The following is a 19,015-nucleotide window of genomic DNA, read 5'->3' as shown; positions in this document are numbered from 1 at the left end:
TGACGGGTCCGCCAAGGCGGGCCAAGCCTTTGACGAGTCGAGGCCATGGCCGATAAAGCTATCAAGATGGGCAGCTTCACCTGGGAGGGGACCGATCGCAAAGGGACCAAGGTGAAGGGCGAAATGACGGGCTTGAATCCCGCCTTGATCAAGGCGCAGTTGCGTAAGCAGGGCATCAATCCTACCCGAGTGCGCAAGAAGTCGGTGTCGCTGTTCGGCAAGGGCAAGAAGATCAAGCCCATGGATATCGCGCTGTTCACTCGGCAGCTGGCGACGATGATGACCGCAGGTGTGCCCCTGCTGCAGGCCTTCGACATTATCGGCGAGGGCTTCGACAATCCCAACATGCGCAAGATGGTCGACGACATCAAGCAGGACGTCGCCGCCGGTAATAGCCTGGCCAACTCCTTGCGTAAGCAGCCGCAGTATTTCGACGATCTCTATTGCAACTTGGTGGATGCCGGCGAGCAATCTGGTGCCTTGGAGACCCTGCTGGATAGGGTAGCTACCTACAAGGAAAAGACCGAGGCGCTGAAAAAGAAGATCAAGAAGGCTATGACCTATCCGGCGGCAGTCATCGTGGTCGCGGTGATCGTGTCGGCCATTCTGTTGATCAAGGTAGTGCCTCAGTTCCAGTCGGTGTTCGAGGGCTTTGGCGCTCAATTGCCGGCCTTTACGCTTATGGTCATTGCTATTTCCGAGGTCCTGCAGGAATGGTGGTTGCTAGTACTTGGCGGGCTGTTTGTACTCGCGTTCGTCCTTCGCCACTTCTACAAGAAATCGGAGAAGTTTCGCGATGCCACGGACCGGGGCTTGCTGAAGATTCCTCTGATCGGCTCCATTCTCTATAAGTCGGCCATTGCCCGTTATGCTCGCACGCTGGCCACCACCTTCGCGGCCGGTGTGCCCCTGGTGGATGCTCTCGATTCGGTGGCGGGAGCAACCGGCAACGTGGTGTTCCGCAATGCCGTGGAGAAGATCAAGGGCGATGTCTCCACTGGCATGCAGCTCAACTTCTCCATGCGTACCACCGGGGTGTTCTCGTCCATGGCCATCCAGATGACGGCCATCGGCGAGGAGTCCGGTTCCCTGGACGAGATGCTGTCCAAGGTAGCGACCTTCTATGAGGACGAGGTCGACAACATGGTCGATAACCTCACCACCCTGATGGAACCGATGATCATGGCGGTTCTGGGGGTCCTGGTGGGTGGTCTGATCATCGCCATGTACCTGCCCATCTTCCAGCTCGGCTCGGTGGTCTGATGGCGCTGCTGGAATTCCTAGCCGGCGCGCCGCTGGCCGCGGCGCTGTGCGCGCTGATCCTGGGGCTGCTGGTAGGCAGCTTTCTCAATGTGGTGGTCTATCGGCTGCCGGTGATGCTGAGGCGGGATTGGCAGACGGAGGCGCGTGAGGTGCTGGAGCTGCCGGCCGAGCCGGAAGGGGCGCCTTTCAACCTGGCGCGGCCTGGTTCCCGCTGCCCCCATTGCCAGCGTGCCGTGCGGCCCTGGGAAAACGTGCCGGTGGTGAGTTATCTGCTTCTGCGCGGTCGCTGCAAGGGTTGTCAGGCCTCCATCAGCCCGCGTTATCCGTTGGTTGAGCTCGCCTGTGGACTGTTGTCCGCCTGGGTCATCTGGCATCTGGGCGTGACCTGGCAGGGCGGGGCCTTTCTGCTGCTGACCTGGGGCCTGCTGGCGGCCAGTCTGATCGATGCCGATCACCAGCTGTTGCCGGACGTGATCGTCCTGCCGTTGTTGTGGCTGGGGTTGATCGCCAATCAATTCGGGCTGTTCACCAGCCTCGGCGATGCCGTCTGGGGTGCAGTGGCGGGCTATCTGAGTCTGTGGCTGGTGTTCCAGCTGTTCCGCCTGGTGACCGGCAAGGAGGGCATGGGCTATGGCGACTTCAAGTTGCTGGCGCTGCTCGGCGCCTGGGGCGGTTGGCAGATCCTGCCCTTGACCATCCTGCTGTCGTCGCTGGTGGGTGCCGTCCTGGGCGTCATCACCTTGCGTCTGCGGCGGGCGGAAACCAGCACGCCCTTGCCCTTTGGTCCCTATCTCGCCGTAGCGGGGTGGATTGCCTTGCTCTGGGGTGATCAAATAACCGGCTTGTACCTGAACTTCGCCGGATTCCGATGACTTCTGCCTGGACCCTCGGCCTGACCGGGGGCATCGGCAGTGGCAAGAGCGCCGCTGCCGAGCATTTCGCCCAGTTGGGCATCACCTGTGTCGACGCCGATCAGGCCGCCCGTTGGGTGGTCGAGCCGGGACGACCGGCGCTGGCCGAGATCGCCGGGCATTTTTCATCGGCTGTCTTGCAGCCGGATGGCAGCCTGGACCGGGCGGCGCTACGGGCCGCGATCTTTGCCGATCCGGCCGAGCGGCGTTGGCTCGAATCCCTGCTGCATCCCCTTATTCGCCAGGAGATCCTGGCGGCCTTGGCCGGGGCCAAGTCGCCCTACGCCATTCTGGTGTCGCCGCTGCTGTTCGAGTCCGGGCAGCGGGCGCTGGTTCGGCGGGGGCTGGTGATAGACGCGCCGGAAGCGCTGCAGCTTGAGCGAGCCATGCGCCGTGACGGGGTGGACGAGGCTCAGGTGCGGGCCATCCTGGCGGCGCAGCTGCCGCGGGCCGAGCGCCTGGCCAAGGCGGATGACGTCATCTGCAACGACGGCGATCTCGCCACGCTCCACACCGAAGTGGAGCGCCTGCATTCCTTTTATCTGACCCTTGACGGAGGCCAAGCATGAGCACTCTCACCGTGGACTGCCCCACCTGTGGCGCACCCGTGGAATGGAGCGAGAAGAGCGCCAATAGGCCCTTCTGTTCCGACCGCTGCAAACTGATCGACCTGGGTGCCTGGGCGGCGGAAGAACACGCCATCCCGGGCAATGAGCTGGAAGACGATCTCTACTCGGAAGACCTTAATCGGCGCGGCCACTAAGCTTTGTCTGAAAAGTGCCTGCGCTCGGCCATGCGGCGTTAAAAATCAGCTCGGAATGCTCATTTACCACTCGTAAACTCCGCTTCCTCACAGATTTTTGCTTTGCCTGGCCTTCGCTCGGCGACCTCTCAGACAAGCTTAGGACGCGCCTTCCCTCATAGCCGTTGCGCCCACGCCTGGGCAGTCGCCTGGGCTGCCTGGCGCAGTTTGGCCGCCAGTTCGGGTTTCTCGTATTCCAGCGGACTCGACGCCGTTACCGTATGGATGCGGTCGCGCTTGATGAAGAACACCTGGGTGCCCAGCAGCGGTTTGCTGCAGGCACTCGCGCCTTCGCCGAGGCCGTCGGTGGCCTTGCACTCCAGTTGCTCGCTGAGCGATTGCACCTGCCGGCGCAATTTGGGCAGCGCCCTGCCACCATTTTCGTAGCCCGCCGACAGGCCCAGCAGGTAGTTGGCCGGTTGGCCGGTGTCGCGGTCGGTGAAGGCGCAGCCGCCGGCGATCTGGCGGGCATAGGCCAGCGGCAAGCCGGAGGTCTGCTGGAGCAGGGGCAGGGGTAACTGGGCCTGCAGGCTGGAGCAGTCGACGGGTTCGCCGTTATCGGCATGTGCGAGGGCAGCGCCCAGGAGCAGGGGAAGGGCAACGAGGAAACGCATGAAAACATCCTGTCGATGGCCGGCGGCCGATAGAGGCCGAGTCTACCGGCTGGAACCTCGTTTCAGGCGGGGAGACAGGAGCGGCTGTGCGCTGCGTCATGCGTCGGTAGGCACATTGCGGACTGGTATCCGGCGCGGGTGATCCTTACCCTGGCCGCAGACAGCGAACAGCGAGGCGTAGGATGTCCGAGGCGCTCACTCCCGGATTCATGGTGGTACACGGCAATCGGCTCGAAGAGCTGCGCGGCCTGGCGGTCGGCTGGATGCGGCGGTATCCCCTGGCGCCATTGGAAAACGAACAGGTGCTGGTGCAGAGCAATGGCATCGCCCAATGGCTCAAGCTGGCGCTGGCCGAGGATCCGCGCGGGGACGACGAGGGCGGCTGCGGGGTGGCCGCGGCGCTGGAAGTGCAACTGCCGGCGGCCTTTCTCTGGCGCACCTATCGCCAGGTACTGGGCCGTGACCAGGTACCGCCATCCTCGCCGCTGGATCGCGCGCCCCTGACCTGGCGCCTGATGCGGCTCTTGCCGACCCTGCTCATGCAGCCCGACTTCGCCGCACTGCGGCGTTTTCTCGACGATGACGGCGATCTGCGCAAGCGCTACCAACTGGCCGAGCGTCTGGCCGATCTCTATGACGGCTACCAGGTCTACCGCGCCGACTGGCTCAACGACTGGGCAGCGGGCCGCGATCTGCTGGCCAGCCTGCGTGACAGTCGGCGCCCCCTGCCCGAGAGCTGTCGCTGGCAGGCGCAACTGTGGCGGGCGCTGTTGGCCGACGTGGGCGACGGCGGCCTGGCCCGCAGCCGGGCCGGGGTGCACCGGCGCTTTCTGGAGGTGATGCAGGCGGCCACCGAAGCGCCGGCTGGTCTGCCGCGGCGGGTGGTGATCTTTGGCCTGTCGGCGATTCCGGCGCAGACCCTCGAAGCCTTGGCCGCGCTGGCGCGCTTCAGCCAGGTGCTGCTCTGCGTGCACAATCCCTGTCGCCATCACTGGTCCGACATCGTCGCTGACCAGGATCTGCTGCGGCAGAACTATCGGCGCCAGCAGCGCAAGCCGGGCATGCCCCAGACCCTGGATGCCGAGGCGCTGCATCAGCACGGCCAGCCGCTGCTGGCGAGCTGGGGCAAGCAGGGCCGCGACTATATCCACCTGCTGGACGAATTCGACGAGCCTGACGGCTATCGTCGGCTGTTCGAGGACCTCAACGGCGGCCGTATCGATCTCTTCGCCGAGACCGAACCCCAGCATCTGCTCGGCCAGTTGCAGGATGATATTCTCGAGCTGCGTCCGCTGACCGAGACCCGCGAACGCTGGCCGGCAGTGGATCCGGCGCGGGACAGGTCCATGCGTTTCCATGTGGCCCATAGTCCGCAGCGTGAGGTGGAGATCCTCCACGATCAGCTCCTGGCGCGCTTCAATAGCGATGGCAGCCTGAGGCCGCGCGACGTCATCGTCATGGTGCCGGACATCGATGCCTATGCGCCGCACATCCGTGCGGTGTTCGGTCAGCTCGACCGCCAGGATCCGCGCTTCATCCCCTTCAGCCTGGCCGACCAGCACCAGCGTGGCTTCCAGCCGTTGCTGATCGCTCTGGAGCATCTGCTGCAATTGCCCGACAGCCGCTTCGCCCTGAGCGAGATCCTCGACCTGCTGGACGTGCCGGCGGTGCGTGCTCGCTTCGGCCTGCGTGAGGGCGATCTGCCGACCCTGCATCTCTGGCTGGAGGGCGCCGGCGTGCGCTGGGGGCTGGATGCCGAGCAACGCAGTCGCCTCGACCTGCCTGAAGGCCTGACGCAGAACACCTGGCGCTTTGGCCTGAGGCGCATGCTGCTGGGCTATGCCGTAGGCAGCGGCGCGGCCCTGGGCGATATCGAACCCTTCGACGAGGTGGGTGGCCTGGACGCCGCGCTGGTCGGGCCGCTGGTGGATCTACTCGATGCGCTGGATGCGGTCCAGGCGGCGCTGGCCCAGCCGGCCCGGCCGGCGGAGTGGGGCGCTCGCCTGCAGGCGCTGCTGGCGCTGTTCTTCAGTGCTCAGGACGAGCATGACGAATACCTGCTGGAGCAGCTGGAAAATCTACGCGAGCGCTGGCTGGAGCTGTGCGAGGACGTCGTCTTGGACGAAGAGCTGCCGCTCACCGTGGTCCGCGAGGCCTGGCTGGCCGGACTGGACAGCGGGGGCCTGGCCCAGCGCTTTCTCGCCGGGGCGGTCAATTTCTGCACCCTGATGCCCATGCGCGCCATTCCCTTCCGGGTGGTCTGTCTGCTGGGCATGCACGATGGAGCCTATCCGCGCATACATCCGCCGCTGGATTTCGATCTCATGGCCCAGGACTATCGCCCCGGTGATCGCTCGCGGCGCGAGGATGATCGCTATCTGCTGCTGGAGGCGCTGCTCTCGGCACGCGATCAGTTCTATGTCAGCTGGGTGGGGCGCAGCATCCGTGACAACAGCGAGCGCCCGCCGTCGGTGCTGGTCGCCCAGTTGCGTGACCATCTCCAGGCCGGTTGGCGGCTGGCAGGGCATGAAGAGGAGCCCGAGCGTCTGCTGGCGGCCCTGACCCAGGAGCATCCCCTGCAACCCTTCAGCGCCCGCTATTTTCGCGGCGAGCGTGGGTATTTCAGCTTTGCCACCGAATGGCTGGGCGTGCATGACCGCACCACGCGCAATGAGGACGCCCTGCTGCCACCGTTGGTACCTGAAGAGCCCCTGGGCCTCGACGACCTGGCGCGCTTTCTGCGGGGGCCGGTGGACCTGTTCTTCGCCAATCGACTCAAGGTGCATTTCGAGGCGCCCGATGCGCCGGCGGAAGACGAGGAACCCTTTGGCCTGGACGCCCTGACCCGCTACCAGTTGGGAGAAGGGCTGCTGGAGGCGGCACTGGCTGCGCCGGCTGAGGCCGACCAGGCGCTCATGGCCGCCGCGGAGCGCTTGCGCGGCAGTGGTCGCCTGCCACTGGCCGGCTTTGGCGAACGAGCCGGACAGGCGTTGCGCGAGCCGCTGCCCGCCGTGGTCGCCCAGGTTGAGGCCTTGATAATGCGTTGGCCCGAATCCCTGGAAGAGGCCGTGACCCTGGATATCGAACATCGCGAGCTGCAATTGGTGGCCAACCTCGAACGCCTGCGCCGAGGGCCCGCGGGACTACTGGCGCTGACCGCTCAGGCCAATGGCCTGGGCAGCACCCGTACCCGCAAATGGCATCGGCTGCTGCGACCCTGGGTTCAACACCTGGTCGCCGCGGCGGGTGGCCTGCAATTGACCACGGCGGTGGTGGCGACCGATCTGACCCTGCTGTTGGCGCCGCTGGACGTCGATCTGGCTCGACGTCAGCTGAACGAGTTGCTCGATGCCTGGGCGCTGGGCCAGCGTCGTCCACTGCCTGTCGCGCCCCGTACCGCCTTCGCCTGGCTGGCCAATGACCCGGACAAGGCCATGGCCGCGGCCGAGCAGGCCTATCAGGGCGAGGCGGCGACCCATTCGGCGTTGCGCCGACAATATGCGGACTTCGCCGCGCTGCTCGCCGACGAGGAATTCGATGGGTGGTGCCAGACCCTCTATGCGCCCATTCATACGGCCGGCTGGCAGGTCGTGAGCGGGGAGGGGCAGGCATGAATCAGCGTCCGCTCGCCTTGCGCTTTCCGCTGCAGGGCAATCAGCTCATCGAAGCCAGTGCCGGCACCGGCAAGACCTTCACCATTTCTGCGCTCTATGTCCGCCTGGTGCTCGGCCACGGCACCTCCGAGACGGCCTTTGGCCGTGACCTGTTGCCGCCACAGATCCTGGTGGTGACCTTTACCGAGGCCGCCACTCAGGAGTTACGCGATCGTATTCGCCATCGCCTGGCCGAGGCGGCGCGCTTCTTTCGCGACGAGATCGCGGCGCCCGATCCCTTGCTCGCCGAGTTGCGCGAGGACTTTCCCGCCGAGGCCTGGGCGGACTGCGCTCGACGCCTGGACATCGCCGCCCAGTGGATGGACGAGGCGGCCGTCTCCACCATCCACAGCTGGTGCCAGCGCATGCTGCGCGAGCACGCCTTCGACAGCGGCAGTCTCTTCGTGCAGAACCTGGAGCAAGACCAGAGCGAATTGCTGGCCCAGGTGGTGCGCGACTACTGGCGGCGCTTCTGCTATCCCCTCGAAGGGGAAGCGCTGGACTGGGTGATCGAGCATTGGGGTGAACCCCGCGCCCTGGCTGCGCGCCTGCGGCCCCTGTTGAGCGAGGCCTTGGGCGCCCCCCAGGGCGAGCCTGCCACGCTGCTGACCACCGCCCTGGCCGAACGCCAGGTGCGGTTGGCCAGGCTCAAGGCGCCTTGGGCCCGGTGGGCAGAAGAACTGCGCGATCTCTGCCAGGCCGGTTGCGACGCCAAGGTGGTCGATGGGCGCAAGCTGCAGAAGCGATTCTTCGGTCCCTGGTGCGACAAGCTGGTCGCCTGGGCGGACAACCCCTCCAGCGAGGACCTCGATATCGGCACCGGCTTCATCCGGCTGACCGAGGAGGGCTTCGCCGAGGCCTGGACCAAGGCCAGTCCGCCGGATCATCCGGCCCTGGCGGCCATGGCGCGCCTGCCTGGGCAACTGGCCGAGCTGCCCAGCCCCGAGGTGCCGCTGCTGGAGCACGCGGCGGCCTGGGTGCAGCAGAAGTTCGAACGCGAGAAACTGCGTCGCGCCGAGCTGGGCTTCGACGACATCCTCACCCGTCTCGACAGGGCACTGCAGGCCGATGGCGCCGGGACTCGGCTGGCGGCGCTGATCCGCGAGCAGTTCCCGGTGGCGCTGATCGACGAGTTCCAGGACACCGATCCGGTGCAGTACCGCATCTTCAGCAGCGTCTACGGGAGGGGAGAGGACGCCGGGCTGTTCCTTATCGGCGATCCCAAGCAGGCCATCTACGCCTTCCGCGGCGCCGATATCCATACCTATCTGCAAGCCCGCCGCGCCAACGCCGGCCACCTGCATTCGCTGGACACCAACTTCCGCTCCACCGCCGCCATGGTCTCGGCGGTCAACCAGGTGTTCCAGCATGGCGAGGCCACGGCGCCCCGGGCAGCCTTTCTGTTCCGCCAGGGCGAGGACAATCCGGTGCCCTTCGAGCCGGTCCGTGCCCAGGGACGGCGCGAGGCGCTGGAGATCGACGGCGTACCTGCTGCGGCCCTGACCTTCTGGCAGCTGGCGGGCGACGAACCCCTGGCCGGTACCGCCTATCGCGCCACCCTGGCCGAGAGCACCGCCAGCGAGATCGTCCGACTGCTGAGCCTGGCGGCCGAGGGCAAGGCCGGCTTTCGTTCTGATGACGGGGCGCTCACGCCACTGCGGCCCGCCGACATCGCCATCCTGGTGCGCGCCGGCAGCGAGGCCCAGGCGGTACGCCAGGCGCTGGTGCGCCGTGGGGTGCGCAGCGTCTATCTGTCGGACAAGGATTCGGTGTTCACCGCCCAGGAAGCCCGCTGCCTGCTGGACTGGCTCAAGGCCTGCGCCGAGCCCGATGTGGATCGCCGCCTGCGTGCGGCCCTGGGTAGCCTGACCCTCGACCTGCCGTTGGCCGAGCTCGATGCTCTCAACCACGACGAGCAGGCCTGGGAGTCGCGGGTGCTGCAATTCCGTGGCTATCGCCAGCTCTGGCGTGGCCAGGGGGTGCTGCCCATGCTGCGGCGGCTGCTGCAGGACTTCCGGCTGCCGCAGCGGCTGATGGCCCGCGCCGATGGCGAGCGGGTGCTGACCAATCTGCTGCACCTTGCCGAACTGCTGCAGCGCGCCGCCGGCGAGCTGGACGGCGAACAGGCGCTGATCCGCCACCTGGCCGAGCAGCTGGCCGCCCAGGGCGCCGCCGACGAACAGATCCTGCGCCTGGAGAGCGACGCCGAGCTGGTCAAGGTGGTGACGGTGCACAAGTCCAAGGGCCTGGAGTATCCGCTGGTGTTCCTGCCCTTCGCCTGCGCCTATCGCGCCGAGGAGGGCGCCAGCCTGCCACTGCGCTATCACGACGACCTGGGGCAGGTGCGCCGCACCTTCAAACCCTCCGCCGAGGAACTGGCTCGCGCCGACGACGAGCGTCTGGCCGAGGACCTGCGGCTGCTCTATGTCGCCCTGACCCGTGCCCGACATGCCTGCTGGGTCGGGGTGGCCGATCTCAAGCGCGGCCGCAGCAAGGACTCCGGCTTCGCCCGCAGCGCTCTGGGTTATCTGGCTACCGGTGGCGAGCCCCTGGCGAGTTCGGCGTCCTTGGGCGCCGCCCTGACGACGCTGATCGGCGCGCAACCCGACACCCTTATCCTGCCGCTGCCCGAGGCCAGTCCCACGCGGCTGCCGGAGGCGCGCGAGGCGCCCGTGCCCCTCAAGGCGCTGACGGCCCGTCGCGCGGCCCGCGAGGACTGGTGGATCGCCTCCTACAGTGCCCTGCGCATCGGCACGCGCCTGGGCGAGGCGCGGGAGGAAGGCCAACTCAACCTGGAGCTGGACCTGGATACCCCCGCGGCCCAAAAGCTGTTCGACGATGACCGGCTCGCCCCGGACGAAGCCCGTCAGCCGGCCGGCGGCGAGGATCTGCATCGCTTTCCTCGTGGTCCCGGCCCGGGCACCTTCTTGCACAGCCTGCTGGAGTGGGTCGGCGAAGAAGGCTTCGCCGCCATCCAGGCGGCGCCCGAGCGGCTGGACGACCTGATCGCCCGGCGCTGCCAGCGGCGCGGCTGGAATCACTGGATTCCCATCCTGCAGAGCTGGCTACGTCAGCTGCTGGCTTTGCCGCTCCCCTTGCCGGGCGGCACCCAGCGCCTGGGCGAGTTAGCCCGCTACCAGGTGGAGATGGAATTCTGGTTCGCCACCCACGGCGTCGACTTGGAGCGCCTGGATGACCTGGTTCGCCGCGGTACCCAGGGCGGCCAGGCCCGTCCGGTGCTCGAGCCGGGCCAGCTCAACGGCCTGTTCAAGGGCTTCATCGACCTGGTTTTCGAACACGAGGGGCGCTATTTCGTGGTGGACTACAAGTCCAACTGGCTGGGCGCCGAGGCCGGTGCCTATACCCGCGCGGCCATGGAGGCCGCCGTCCTGGCCAAGCGCTACGACTTGCAGTACGTGCTCTACAGCCTGGCGGTGCATCGGCTGCTCAAGGCGCGGCTGCCCGACTACAGCTACGAGCGTCACTTCGGCGGTGCCGTCTACCTCTTCCTGCGCGGGTGCGATCCGGCCGGGCACGGCGTCTTCGTCGAGCGTCCCTCCGCGGCTCTGATCGAAACCCTGGATCTGCTGTTCAGCGGTGCGGAGAACCCCAATGTCTGATTTCAGCACGGCTACCCAACGCCTGTTGCGTTTGGCCTCCCTGGTGCCGGAAGGCGAGCTGGCGCCGCTACGTCAGCGCGACGACCTCTTCCGCCTGCTGGAACTCTGGGTGCAGCGCGGTTGGCTGCGCCAGGTGGATCGTGCCTTCACCACCTTTCTTGGTGAGCTCGAAGCGGACGGCGAGGCGGCGGTGCTCCTGGCCGCGGCGCTGGCCAGCCATCAGCTCGGCCATGGGCATGTCTGCCTGGATCTGGCTGCCACCCTGCGCAATCCCGATGCCGCTCTGTCGCTGCCGCCCGAGGGTGACGAGACACGCAGCTCGCTGCTGCCCTCGCAACTGCTCCAAGGCCAGAGCCTGGAGGCCTGGCGCCAGGCGCTGCTGGCCAGTGTGCTGGTCGATGGCGACGGCAGCGCGCCGGAGCGGCCACTGGTACTGGGGGGCGATCGCCTCTATCTGCGCCGCTACTGGAATTACGAGCGCGAGGTGGCGGCCAGCCTGCGCCAGCGCCTGGCGACCCCGGAGCCGCTGCCCGCGGATCTCACCGAGCGCCTCGACCAGCTGTTTCCGCCGGATCCCGATGCGGGTGGTGAGCCCGACTGGCAGAAGCTGGCCTGCGCCCTGGCGGTACGTGGCGCTTTCAGCATCGTGACCGGAGGCCCCGGTACCGGCAAGACCACCACCGTGGTGCGGTTGCTGGCGCTGCTCCAGGCGCCGGCGGTGGCGGCCGGTCGCCCCCTGCGTATCCGCCTGGCCGCGCCCACTGGCAAGGCCGCCGCGCGCCTTACCGAATCCATCGGCGGCCAGGTCAGTCGTCTGCCGGTGGACGACGAGCTGCGCCGGCACATCCCCACGGGGGTGACCACGGTGCACCGGCTGCTGGGCAGTCGACCCAATACCCGGCACTTCCGCCATCACCGCGGGCACCCGCTGCCGCTGGACGTGCTGGTGGTGGACGAGGCCTCGATGATCGATCTGGAAATGATGGCTAGCCTGCTGGCGGCCTTACCGCCCCGGGCGCGCCTGGTGCTGCTCGGCGACAAGGACCAGTTGGCTTCGGTGGAGGCGGGGGCGGTGCTGGGTGATCTCTGTCGCGACGCCGAGGCGGGGCGCTACAGCCCCGCCACCCGTGCCTGGCTGGAAGGGGTGAGCGGTCAGTCGCTCGCCCATACGGCGCTGACGGTCGGTGACGACCAGGGTGACGCCTTGGCCCAGCAGGTGGTGATGCTCAGGCGCTCGCGACGCTTCGGCGCGGGCAGCGGCATCGGCCAACTGGCACGGCGGGTCAATGCCCAGGACGGCCTGGGGGCCCAGCAGGTACTGGTCGACGGTGGCTACGCCGACCTGCACCCGGTGCTGCTCAAGGGACCGGAGGATCGCGCCCTGGAGCGTCTGGTGCTGGAAGGTCGTGGGCGCGCTCGTGGCTATCGTCATTATCTCGAGGTTCTGCACGAGACGCGGCCCCACCTCGACAGCGTGCTGGAGGATCCGGCCTGGACGCACTGGGCCGGCCAGGTATTGGCCGCCTTCGATGATTTCCAATTGCTCTGCGCCGTGCGCAAGGGCCCCTGGGGTGTCGAAGGTCTCAACCTGCGCATCGCCAGTGCCCTGCTGGAGGCCGGCCTGCTCTCGAGTGAGCACGGCTGGTACGAAGGCCGCCCGGTGCTGGTGACACGCAACGACTACAGCCTGGGGTTGATGAACGGCGACATCGGCATCACCCTCTGTCTGCCCGATGCCACCCATCCCGGGCGCAAGGTGCTGAGGGTCGCCTTCCCCCGGGGCGATGGTAGCGGCGGCCTGAGATTTGTCTTGCCCAGCCGGCTATCGGCAGTGGAGACGGTGTTCGCCATGACCGTGCACAAGTCCCAGGGCTCGGAATTCGCCCATACCGCGCTGCTGCTGCCTGAGCAGCTCAGCCCGGTGCTGACCAAGGAGCTGGTCTATACCGGCATCACCCGGGCACGCGATGATTTCACCCTGATCGAGGCCCGCGGCGGCATCTTCGCCGAGGCGGTGGCACGCCGGGTCCGCCGCGTCAGTGGCCTGGACCTGGATTTGCGAAATACTGTGTAAATGTACAGATAAACGCTGGACGCTCCTCCTGTGCCTGCCTAAGGTGAGGGGAGCCGTCTGCAATGAGAGCGCCATGACTTCCCTGCCTTTCGTTTCCCTTGTGCTTCCCCTTTTGCTGCTCGCCGGTTGGGCGGGTTCGGCCGTCTGGCTGACCGGGCGCCAGCGCTATCTGCAGCAGCAGATCGACAGCGCCGCCGAGCGCTACGACATGCTGCGCGACGACCTGCAGCGCGCCGAACTGGCCAATGGGCGCCAGGTGGTGGAGCTGGGCGCCGAGCGCGAACGCAACGCTACCCTGCAGCGCCAGCTGGAGGCCAATCGGCAACTGGAGGCCGAGTTGCGCCAGCAGACCCGCCAGGCCCAGCTGCAGACCGCCGAACAACACGCCCTGGCCGAGGCCACCCGCGCCCAGCTGCAGGGGAGCCAGGAGCAGCTCGCCGAATTACGCGAGCGACAGCACCGCGAGCAGGAACTGTACGCCGAGGTGCAGGAGCGCCATGCACGCCTGGCCGAAGAACACGCCACCCTGAAGACCACGCTGGAGCAGAAAGAAGAGCATTTCCATGCACAGCACCAGCTGCTGCGCGAAAGTCGCGAGCAGCTCAAGCTGGAATTCGAGCAATTGGCCGGGCGCATCTTCGACGCCAAGGGCCAGGCCTTCGCCCAGCACAGTCAGCAGTCGCTGGACGCCCTGTTGCGACCGTTCCGTGAGCAGATCGAGGGCTTTCGTGCCAAGGTCGAGGACATCCACCACAAGGATGTGCAGCAGCAGGCCGCGCTCGGTCAGCAACTGCTCGACCTCAAGGAGCTCAACCGCCAGATCACCCAGGAGGCCCATGACCTGGCCACCGCCCTGCGCGGTCAGAAGAAGGCCCAGGGCAACTGGGGTGAACTCATCCTGGAAAACGTGTTGGAGCGCTCGGGCCTGCGCGAGGGTCGCGACTTCGTCCGCGAACGCAGCTTCACCACCGAGACCGGCCGTCGCCGCCCGGACGTCCTGGTCCATCTGCCGCAGAAGAAGCATCTGGTGGTGGACGCCAAGGTGTCGCTCAACGCCTATACCCGCTACGTCAACAGCGAGGACGAGGGTGAGCGCCGCCTGGCCCTGGGCGAGCACGTGCGCGCGGTGGGCGACCGCATCCGTGAGCTGGCCGATCGTGAGTACTTCAGTCTGCCGGGGTTGAATTCGCCGGAGATGGTCTTTCTCTTCATCCCCATCGAATCGGCCTTCGTCGAGGCGCTCAAGGCCGATGAGAGCCTGTTCCAGCGCGCCATCGAGCAGAACGTGCTGGTGGCCACGCCGACCACCCTGCTGACCAGCCTCAACATCGTCCGCCAGCTTTGGCGCTTCGAGGACCAGAACCGCCACACCGCCGAACTGGCCGAGCGCGCGGCCAAGGTCTACGACAAGCTGCGCACCTTTCTCGGCAGCATGGACGGCATCGGCAAGAGTCTGGACAAGGCCGGCGAAGCCTATCGCAAGGCCTGCGGTCAGCTGGTGGGCGGCCCGGGCAATCTGGTCAAGCAGGTGGCCGACTTCAAGGAGTTGGGCGTGGCGGTCCGCACCGAGCTGGATGGCCAGTGGACCGAGCGGGCGGAGTTGGAACTCAATGTAGTGGAGCTGGAAGACCGCAGCTGACGGCGGTGGGGCAGAGCGCCCGGCGAGGAAGGGTATGGGCCGCTGGCCGGCAGGAGGATCGCCGGCCAGGGAGGTAGCCCTTAGTGGTGCTCGCGGGTGGCGCGGAATCTGATCTCCGGCCAGCGCTCTTCCATCAGCGCCAGGTTGACGCGGGTCGGCGCCAGATAGGTGAGGTGCCCGCCGCCGTCCACGGCCAGGTTCTCGTAGGCCTTGGTCTTGAAGTCTTCGAGCTTCTTCTTGTCGTCGCACTCGATCCAGCGTGCCGACCAGACGTTGATGGCCTCATAGGCGCACTCCACCTTGTACTCTTCCTTCAGGCGGCTGGCGACCACGTCGAACTGCAGCACACCCACCGCGCCCAGCACGATGTCGTTGTTGCGCTCGGGGAAGAACACCTGGGTGGCGCCTTCCTCGGCCAGTTCCTGCAGACCCTGGCGCAGCTGCTTGGATTTCAGCGGGTCCTTGAGGCGCACCCGGCGGAACAGTTCCGGGGCGAAGTGCGGGATGCCGGTGAAGCCCAGCAGCTCGCCTTCGGTGAAGGTGTCGCCGATCTGGATGGTGCCGTGGTTGTGCAGACCGATGATGTCGCCGGCGAAGGCTTCTTCCAGGTGCTCGCGCTCGCTGGAGAAGAAGGTCAGGGCGTCGGCGATCTTCAGGTCCTTCTTGATGCGCACATGGCGCAGCTTCATGCCCTTCTCGTACTTGCCCGAGCAGATGCGCATGAAAGCGATACGGTCACGGTGCTTGGGATCCATGTTCGCCTGGATCTTGAACACGAAGCCGGAGAATTTCTCTTCCACCGGTTCTACCACGCGCTCGTGGGCGGCGCGCGACAGCGGGCGTGGTGCCCAGTCGACCACGGCGTCGAGCACCTGGTCGACGCCGAAGTTGCCCAGGGCGGTACCAAAGAACACCGGGGTCATCTCGCCGCGCTGAAAGGCCTCGCCGTCGAATTCGTGGCAGGCGCCCTGCACCAGCTCCAGTTCCTCGACGAAGCGGTCGTAGAGATCGCCCAGGTGGGCGCGGGCTTCGTCGGAATCCAGCTTGTCGATGGTCTTGGTGGCGATGCGCTCGTGGCCATGGCCGGGGGTGTAGACGTAGATGCGATCGTCCGAGAGGTGATAGACGCCCTTGAAGTCGCGGTAGCTGCCGATCGGCCAGGTGATGGGCGCGGCCTTGATCTTGAGCACCGCCTCGATCTCGTCGAGCAGCTCGATGGGATCGCGGATATCACGGTCGAGCTTGTTGATGAAGCTGACGATAGGAGTATCGCGCAGGCGGCAGACGTCCATCAGGGCGATGGTCCGGGGTTCCACGCCTTTACCGCCATCGAGCACCATCAGCGCCGAGTCCACCGCAGTCAGGGTGCGGTAGGTATCTTCGGAGAAGTCTTCGTGTCCGGGGGTGTCGAGCAGGTTGATCATGTGCTCGCGGTAGGGGAACTGCATCACCGAGGTGGTGATGGAGATGCCGCGCTGCTTTTCCATCTCCATCCAGTCGGAGGTCGCATGGCGGTCGGATTTACGCGACTTCACCGTGCCCGCGACGGCGATGGCCTGGCCCATCAGCAGCAACTTCTCGGTGATGGTGGTCTTGCCCGCGTCGGGGTGGGAGATGATGGCGAAGGTACGGCGCTTGGCGACTTCGGCGGCCTGGGTGGTCATGGATGAACCTGGGCGGGAACGAAAAAGTGGGGGCGGAGTATAGCAGAAGGCAGCCCCCGCCGGCTCGGTTTCGGCGGGGGCTGCCTGCGGTACCCGTCAGGGCTGCGGCTGGATCTTGCCGTCGCAGAACGAGGTGTTGCGTCTCTTGCGTACCAGACGCTTGCCCAGTGCGATTCCCGGGATCTCGATGTATCTGTGGGTGAAGCAGGCCAGGGCGAAGACCACGCCCAGCTCCAGCAGCACCACCAGATTGTCCAGCACGGGGCTGCCAGTGGCGATGTAGCGGATCATGAAGGGCACCGGCACGTCATGGGAGGGCGCCACCACCGTGAGATCCTGGTGCAGCAGCTTGCCCAGCACGATGAAGGCACTCTTGAACACGAAGATCACGGCGGCGTGGCAGAGGTAGATGGAGTAGGACAGCACGCCCAGGCGCACGAAGAAACGCTGATGCAGCACACTGGAGACCAGGCCACGCTCGAAGGCGAAGGTAAGGATGGTCAGGCAGAACACCAGGCTGGCCAGCACCCCCTTCTTGGCCACCGGCAGGTCGGAGGTCATCACCGCCGCGGCGGCGATCAGGCAGGCTACCTCCAGCAGGGTGCCGCCGAATTGCCCCTGGTTGTGCGTCTTCATCCAGGCATAGAGGCGATAGGTGCAGGTGCCGGCGAAAAAGCACGACAGGCCGCGAAAGATCTCGGTCTTCAGTGGCAGGACGGGAAACAGCAGCTGCACGAAGGCCAGCAGCGCGATCACCAGAAACCACTGGCGCTGGTGCCCCTGGCCTTTGAGGACCAGCAGGCCGAACAGCAGATAGAGGTAGTACTCGATGCTGATGCTCCAGGAGGGGTAGTTGAAGGAGCCGGTGATGGCTTCCCCCAGCCAGGATTGCAGCAGCAGCAGGTTGGGCAGGAATTGCTCGGGCCCGGTGGCCCCGCTGAAGGCCGGATCGTTGAAGCTGATGCCCAGCTTTTCCGCCAGCAGTCGCCCGGTTTCCAGCAGGACATAGAGGCCGAGCATGGCCAGATGCAGCGGCAGGATGCGCGCTGAGCGACTGATGGTGAAGTCGCGATAGTCGTCCAGGGTGCGCAGGCGGGTCTCGTAGGTGTGCATCAGCACGAAGCCACTGAGCACGAAGAAGAATTCGACGAACAGGTAGGCGTTGGCTATCAGCGGATTTTCCGAGGCAGCCTGAGCAACATAGGTGTGGAAGAGGACAACGGCGACGGCCAATAGACCGCGAAAGCTATCCAAAGCGACGAATCTTTCCATGGGAATTCCCTGACGGTAGAGCCGGAAGAGGCGAACGGAGACAGCGCTGCCGCTAAGGGGAATGGGAAAGAGGAGGGAGCGGAGAAGTTAACGGTGACATGGCATCCTAGCTCTTGATCGTGCAAGCGTCTTAATAGTCGAACTATTACTTGCTGTAACAATTTGATCGCAGAGAGCCAGCAAGTTCTGTGCAGGCCGTCCATGGCCATGACTTTTGTGACTTGAGTCACCTATTTCTAGGCAAGTCGCTGATGAGTGGCAGCAGGCGCCGTCTGGCTTGGCCAAGGGCGCCCCGCCTTAGCGAGGACCTACGTCGGCGCAGTCGGCAGGTTTCACGTACTTCTGCAGTACCGCCCATTGCGGGCGGGGTTTGCCTTTGACCGGCTCGATCGCCAGGGGGTAATCGCCCCAGTTGGGGCCGGCTGCCCAGTACATGGCCGGAATGCATTCCTTGCGCAAACGGGCCAGCAGCCGGTCCATTGCCGCCAGCCAGCGCGGGTCGTTGTCCGGGACGCCGAATTCGCCGATATGGCCGCGCTTGCCATGCTGTTTGAGCCAGGTGATGAACGGCTCGACCCGGCGGATGCCGACGTCCGGATCGAAGTCGGTCATGTCCTTCCTGAGGTATTTGCCACCGCCGTCATTGTCGAAATAGACGTGCGCCGAATAGATCAGGTTGTCCGCAGGATCCTTGAGCCCGAGCAGCTTGGCGTTGTAGCGCGGCCAGAGATAGCTGCTGGACCAACCATTGCCCTCGATCAGGATCGGCCGCGCGCGATCCACGTCCCGTACTGCATCGATGCCGTGCTGCGCGGCGATCGGCCACTGCTCAACGGCATCGTGGGGCTCGTTCATGATGTCGTAGGCAGCGAGGGCGGGATGGGCGTGCCAGCGCTGGGCGATTCGTCGCAGGACATCGGCATAGGCCGGGTAGGGCACGGCCGCGCTGCCGATGACCTGGCCGCGGTATCTCATGTAATTGTGCAGATCCAGGATCACGCTCATGCGATAGCGCTTGGCGTGATCCAGGGTCTGGTCGATCAGCTTGGCATAGACAGGATCCAGCGGTTGCCCCAGGCGAGGCTGGAGACGTTCCCAGATGACCGGGAAGCGGATCACCCGGATGCTCTTGGCCGACCAGCGCCGGTAATGACCGGCGTCGGGGAAGAAGTAGTTGGTCCCGGGTTTGCCCGGCAACACGTGGGGAGCGAAGCCGGCTCCGGAAAAATTCAGTCCGACCAGGTCGGTGGGGAAATCGCCAGGCTCGGCCTGGGCGGCCGGCGCGGTCACCAGGCAGGAGAGAAGGACGAATAAGGCGGTGCAGGCGAGTTTCAGGCGTAACGTCATCGGCAAGGTCCCGGACAGTGACGGCAGACGGTAGGAATGACGGGCAGCGAATGCCCGATCCGCCATGAGGCCTGAAGAGTCGCAGGGAAGTTGCAGCGCAACGCTCAGAAGGTGCGCCAGACAACGTTACGGCCGGACGAAAGCGTTGGAAATGCG

At 65.9% G+C, this 19,015-nt stretch carries 12 protein-coding genes; 8 read left to right on the top strand and 4 right to left on the bottom strand.

Annotated features, from left to right (window positions below; all coding sequences use genetic code 11):
• Positions 1-45: 45 nt before the first annotated feature.
• From ACWPW1_RS18445 to yacG, 4 genes are read left to right on the top strand one after another with little or no spacing between them, the layout of a single operon-like run.
• Entirely contained in the window at positions 46-1,263 is a 1,218-nt protein-coding gene (locus ACWPW1_RS18445) for a type II secretion system F family protein (protein ID WP_454253633.1), read from the top strand.
• The gene (locus tag ACWPW1_RS18440; RefSeq protein WP_454253632.1) at positions 1,263-2,135 is read left to right on the top strand and encodes a prepilin peptidase; all 873 of its coding nucleotides are present in this window, start codon (positions 1,263-1,265) and stop codon (positions 2,133-2,135) included. The genes ACWPW1_RS18445 and ACWPW1_RS18440 overlap by 1 nt, the downstream gene beginning before the upstream one ends.
• The gene (gene coaE / locus ACWPW1_RS18435) at positions 2,132-2,743 is read left to right on the top strand and encodes a dephospho-CoA kinase (RefSeq protein WP_454253631.1); all 612 of its coding nucleotides are present in this window, start codon (positions 2,132-2,134) and stop codon (positions 2,741-2,743) included. Before ACWPW1_RS18440 ends, coaE begins: the two co-directional genes overlap by 4 nt.
• Positions 2,740-2,937: a DNA gyrase inhibitor YacG gene (yacG, locus tag ACWPW1_RS18430; RefSeq protein WP_007160931.1), complete on the top strand. Its 198-nt coding sequence runs from the start codon at positions 2,740-2,742 to the stop codon at positions 2,935-2,937. Before coaE ends, yacG begins: the two co-directional genes overlap by 4 nt.
• A 155-nt stretch (positions 2,938-3,092) precedes the next feature.
• On the opposite strand, the gene ACWPW1_RS18425 is transcribed toward yacG, so the two are convergent.
• A complete protein-coding gene (locus ACWPW1_RS18425) occupies positions 3,093-3,590 on the bottom strand; it encodes a hypothetical protein (RefSeq protein WP_454253630.1) in 498 nt (165 codons plus the stop codon).
• Between the two features lie 182 nt (positions 3,591-3,772).
• Here ACWPW1_RS18425 and recC point away from each other — a divergent pair, with 182 nt between their 5' ends.
• From recC to rmuC, 4 genes are all read left to right on the top strand, one after another.
• Positions 3,773-7,204: an exodeoxyribonuclease V subunit gamma gene (gene recC / locus ACWPW1_RS18420; RefSeq protein WP_454253629.1), complete on the top strand. Its 3,432-nt coding sequence runs from the start codon at positions 3,773-3,775 to the stop codon at positions 7,202-7,204.
• Complete coding sequence (gene recB, locus ACWPW1_RS18415; protein WP_454253628.1) at positions 7,201-10,863, top strand: exodeoxyribonuclease V subunit beta; 3,663 nt, start codon at positions 7,201-7,203, stop codon at positions 10,861-10,863. The genes recC and recB overlap by 4 nt, the downstream gene beginning before the upstream one ends.
• Positions 10,856-12,937, top strand: a complete 2,082-nt coding sequence (gene recD, locus ACWPW1_RS18410) for an exodeoxyribonuclease V subunit alpha (protein WP_454253627.1) — start codon at positions 10,856-10,858, stop codon at positions 12,935-12,937. Before recB ends, recD begins: the two co-directional genes overlap by 8 nt.
• A gap of 73 nt (positions 12,938-13,010) precedes the next feature.
• Positions 13,011-14,576, top strand: coding sequence for a DNA recombination protein RmuC (gene rmuC / locus ACWPW1_RS18405; protein WP_454253626.1), 1,566 nt, complete (start codon positions 13,011-13,013; stop codon positions 14,574-14,576).
• An 80-nt stretch (positions 14,577-14,656) separates the two neighbouring features.
• Here rmuC and ACWPW1_RS18400 read toward each other — a convergent pair whose 3' ends face one another.
• The 3 genes from ACWPW1_RS18400 to ACWPW1_RS18390 form a co-directional block, all read right to left on the bottom strand.
• Positions 14,657-16,240: a peptide chain release factor 3 gene (locus tag ACWPW1_RS18400; RefSeq protein WP_059316066.1), complete on the bottom strand. Its 1,584-nt coding sequence runs from the start codon at positions 16,238-16,240 to the stop codon at positions 14,657-14,659.
• A gap of 96 nt (positions 16,241-16,336) precedes the next feature.
• A complete protein-coding gene (locus ACWPW1_RS18395) occupies positions 16,337-17,512 on the bottom strand; it encodes an acyltransferase family protein (RefSeq protein WP_454253625.1) in 1,176 nt (391 codons plus the stop codon).
• A gap of 297 nt (positions 17,513-17,809) precedes the next feature.
• On the bottom strand, positions 17,810-18,859 hold the full coding sequence (locus tag ACWPW1_RS18390) for a glycoside hydrolase family 5 protein (RefSeq protein WP_454253624.1): 1,050 nt from the start codon (positions 18,857-18,859) through the stop codon (positions 17,810-17,812).
• Positions 18,860-19,015: the final 156 nt, after the last annotated feature.

The organism is Pseudomonas sp. Marseille-Q7302, from assembly GCF_965111925.1.
This window is presented reverse-complemented; position numbering and strand designations above follow the sequence as displayed.

Excerpts from the sequence above, each read along its gene's own strand:
- ACWPW1_RS18445 (WP_454253633.1), top strand. The coding sequence starts at position 46 with ATGGCCGATAAAGCTATCAAGATGGGCAGCTTCACCTGGGAGGGGACC.
- ACWPW1_RS18440 (WP_454253632.1), top strand. The coding sequence starts at position 1,263 with ATGGCGCTGCTGGAATTCCTAGCCGGCGCGCCGCTGGCCGCGGCGCTG.
- coaE (WP_454253631.1), top strand. The coding sequence starts at position 2,132 with ATGACTTCTGCCTGGACCCTCGGCCTGACCGGGGGCATCGGCAGTGGC.
- yacG (WP_007160931.1), top strand. The coding sequence starts at position 2,740 with ATGAGCACTCTCACCGTGGACTGCCCCACCTGTGGCGCACCCGTGGAA.
- ACWPW1_RS18425 (WP_454253630.1), bottom strand. The coding sequence starts at position 3,590 with ATGCGTTTCCTCGTTGCCCTTCCCCTGCTCCTGGGCGCTGCCCTCGCA.
- recC (WP_454253629.1), top strand. The coding sequence starts at position 3,773 with ATGTCCGAGGCGCTCACTCCCGGATTCATGGTGGTACACGGCAATCGG.
- recB (WP_454253628.1), top strand. The coding sequence starts at position 7,201 with ATGAATCAGCGTCCGCTCGCCTTGCGCTTTCCGCTGCAGGGCAATCAG.
- recD (WP_454253627.1), top strand. The coding sequence starts at position 10,856 with ATGTCTGATTTCAGCACGGCTACCCAACGCCTGTTGCGTTTGGCCTCC.
- rmuC (WP_454253626.1), top strand. The coding sequence starts at position 13,011 with ATGACTTCCCTGCCTTTCGTTTCCCTTGTGCTTCCCCTTTTGCTGCTC.
- ACWPW1_RS18400 (WP_059316066.1), bottom strand. The coding sequence starts at position 16,240 with ATGACCACCCAGGCCGCCGAAGTCGCCAAGCGCCGTACCTTCGCCATC.
- ACWPW1_RS18395 (WP_454253625.1), bottom strand. The coding sequence starts at position 17,512 with ATGGAAAGATTCGTCGCTTTGGATAGCTTTCGCGGTCTATTGGCCGTC.
- ACWPW1_RS18390 (WP_454253624.1), bottom strand. The coding sequence starts at position 18,859 with ATGACGTTACGCCTGAAACTCGCCTGCACCGCCTTATTCGTCCTTCTC.